4 protein-coding genes are annotated in these 3,255 nt (G+C 24.2%); all 4 read right to left on the reverse strand.

Features of this window, described 5'->3' with window-relative positions:
- A partial coding sequence (locus CQA69_RS08730) for a DNA/RNA non-specific endonuclease (RefSeq protein ID WP_137621391.1) occupies positions 1 to 591 on the reverse strand: 591 nt, incomplete at its 3' end.
- Between the two features lie 24 nt (positions 592 to 615).
- The gene (locus tag CQA69_RS08740) at positions 616 to 1,452 is read right to left on the reverse strand and encodes an RloB domain-containing protein (protein ID WP_171000378.1); all 837 of its coding nucleotides are present in this window, start codon (positions 1,450 to 1,452) and stop codon (positions 616 to 618) included.
- Positions 1,442 to 2,587: an AAA family ATPase gene (locus CQA69_RS08745; protein WP_137621390.1), complete on the reverse strand. Its 1,146-nt coding sequence runs from the start codon at positions 2,585 to 2,587 to the stop codon at positions 1,442 to 1,444. Before CQA69_RS08745 ends, CQA69_RS08740 begins: the two co-directional genes overlap by 11 nt.
- Positions 2,588 to 2,829: 242 nt before the next feature.
- The coding region (locus tag CQA69_RS08750; protein WP_171000380.1) for a S24 family peptidase at positions 2,830 to 3,255 on the reverse strand (426 nt) is incomplete at its 5' end.

Consider the following 3,255-nt stretch of genomic DNA (forward strand, 5'->3'; position numbering starts at 1 on the left):
CACTTGATAACATTCTTTAAAATTATTGCCTTTTAAGATCTTAACATAAGAGCTTGGAATAGCTATATTATTTTTTATTCTTTGTGGATTATTGTCATAATTGATTAAATTTAAAACTTCTAAACTTCCGAGTTTTAAAGCTAGTTGTCTTTCTCTTTTTTCAATCTTATTCCAAACTCTTTGATTGATTTGTGGATTTTGTGGAGTGATATTGCTCATTAAAAAAGTGCTTCTTTGTGCTTGAGTGGTTTTTCTCATTGAAGCATTAGAAAGAGTATGTCCTCTATCGTAACCACTATTTTTATAATCGCTCCAAGTGGTGCGGTATTTTTTAGGAATATTAGTATCATCTTCAAAACGAGGACGTTTTTTAATTTGTTTGCCTTTTAAATTTGAAGCTTCAACTTTATAAGCTACCGCTTTAGTGCCTTTGTAATTATAATCATAACAATTTAAATAATAGAATTTATCCAAAACTTGTGAGCAATTTTGTGTCGTAAAATAATTAGCAAACTCTTCGCTTGGTTTATATTGCGTATAATCAGCAAAAGCTAGAGTTGCTAATAGAGGTAATATTATAAGTTTTTTTATAGCAAATTCTCCCAATTATTGCACTTAAATAACACTATAACCAATTTCATAATGTTCAAAATCTTTTTCGCTAACACATAAATTAGTGCTTGGATTAACCCAAACAGGTATAATTTTATTTTGTTCTATTAATTGCTTAAAACAAATTTCTAACGCATTATCGTCTATATTAAGTCTTTGCTCTAGCATTAAAAAATCACTTTCACTAACAATATTACCGTTTTGCTTAATTAATTCTAATAATTTATTTTCTATTTCGAAATTATTATATTTCTCTATTATTTCTCTAAAATAATATAAATTGCTTTGAATTTTATTATTTAATGAATCTTCATTAATATTGCATTGCTTATCGCAAAAAATTTCAATCTTACTAAAATATTTTTCAGCATTTTCTATATTTCCATTTTTTCTTAAAATTTGACAATATAAATTTTTAGTATTTGATTTAAAATCTTTAGTATCCTTATATCCTAATTTTTTATAAAAACTTGCCTTACTATTTTCAGTTTTATCTATAAAATGAAATCTGAGCCAATCTTCAAAATTATCAAGAGTAAGAAACAAATGTATTTCGTCTTTTGAATTTTTAATATGATTTATAAGTTTTTTTAAATTTTTTAATTCATTATTATCTTTTTTTGCTCTATCTAAATCTATTATGATAATAAGTTTATCTTTATAAGGTTCTCTTTTTATGCTAATTAGTATTTTTTTATATGAACTGTTGTTTTTTAAATTTTGTATGTCGATTTGAATATTTTCACTCCTTAAATATTTGAGGAGTGAATCAAAATAGTCTTTTTCTGTTTTACCTTCGCACCAAATTTTTATATTAGGCCTTGTTTTTTTATTCGTCATAAAGCCCTTTCAAATAATCAATATATGCTTTTTTCTTTTCGCTTCTAATATCGTACTCATAATAAGTTCTTATTTTGCTTTCTAGGTGTCGATCTTTTTGAATTAAAAATATTTGTTGAGAATTTAAAAAACTTACATCAAATAACAAAACATTATGAGATGAAACGATTAATTGACCATTATGATTTTCTTCTGTATTGATAAGATTATTAAACATAAGTATTAAAGCTAAAGTACTTATCGAAGAATCAAGTTCGTCAATAAAAACAATTTTTCCCTCCTCAATAATTTGAGTTATTTTATCCGCAAAACATACTATCTTCTTAATACCTTCTGATTCTATTTGGTAATTAAATTTCTTTCCATTACGAACAAAAAAGATTTCATATGTATTTTTTTCATCCTTTTCATGTTTTTTAAACTCAAAATCTTCTACAGTTTTATCCAGTAATTGAAAAAGCTCCAAAATGCTTTCTTTGTGTTCTAAAAAATATTTCTTTTTGTTTTCTTCAAATTCAAAATTATATTTTTTTGAATAGTTACTATTCATATAAACTTCAATATTGTTTATAAGACTTATGAACTCTTCTTTTTGTTCTATGTCGAAATCTTTTAAGAAATAAAAAATATTTTCGCTAAGCTTTCTTGAAAAGAATATCCCTAGCTGTTTATTATTATCTTTTTCGCTATAAATATTAAAAGTAGCTTTCTCATCTTCAAAATTGTATATAGTTTTATTATTTCTTGAAAAAGTTTCTTTTAGAACATATTCTTTATTAAATTCTATAAAATAAGCGAAAATATTTTTATTATTATCAGACAGTTCGATCTTTAATTTTATAGAATTTGAGTTTTCATTAAAAGCATTGTTTGCTAAATGCTCTCTTAAGGTATGAGAAAAACCATATTTGATTATATTTAATAAAATTTTGACACCTATGAAAAAATTTGTTTTTCCACTAGTATTCTTTCCAAAAAATACTGCCGATTTCATAGGTTTTCCAAATTGCGACAAATTAAAATTATATTCATATTTTGTATTTTTTAATTTGCTTTTTGGTTGAGCTGTGAAATTAATAATTTGCGTTTCTTTTCCAAAAGAATACAAGCCCGATATTTCTATTTTTCTTAACATGATATTTTCCTTATGCGTTATTATAAAACATTAATAGTTAATATAAGCATAAAAATTGTTTATAATTAGAATAAAATAATTTTTAAATTAACAATTATTTTATTCTAAGGTTATCAAACCTATTGTTTGGTATATTTTTATGATTTTTTTTAATAAAAGACTTGTGATTAATATGAATGGAGCTATTTTTGATATTATATTAGTAAAATAGAATAGAACTCTGCACGATACCAATAAAACATTTACACTTTTTCAATTTGATTTAAAAATATCCTTGCATTACAAGAGCAAATTACCGCGCCTATAAATACATAATCTTTTAAAGCACTCTTCTTTACTTTTTTATCTCCAAAATTAAAATTATCGCTGCTAATAACTACATCATCATCAAAAGCATTTTTAAGAATGCGTTTGCAAAAAAGTTCATTATCGTTATTGCGAAAAATCACCACATCGCCATTTCTTATTTTATCGAGTGAATTTCTAGTGGTGTCTATGATGATGAAAGAGCCATTTTGTATAAAAGGTTCCATACTTTCACCATAAATTTTAATCATATCATATTGAGTTTTATAAGGCACTCCTAAAACTTCAGTTAAAAAAGTTTTATCTACGTTGATAATTTGAAAATTTTCATTTTCATTTGTATTGCCAAAACCAGCACTTGC

Source organism: Campylobacter estrildidarum, from assembly GCF_005406205.1.
GTDB lineage: Bacteria > Campylobacterota > Campylobacteria > Campylobacterales > Campylobacteraceae > Campylobacter_D > Campylobacter_D estrildidarum.

Excerpts from the sequence above, each read along its gene's own strand:
- CQA69_RS08740 (WP_171000378.1), bottom strand. The coding sequence starts at position 1,452 with ATGACGAATAAAAAAACAAGGCCTAATATAAAAATTTGGTGCGAAGGT.
- CQA69_RS08745 (WP_137621390.1), bottom strand. The coding sequence starts at position 2,587 with ATGTTAAGAAAAATAGAAATATCGGGCTTGTATTCTTTTGGAAAAGAA.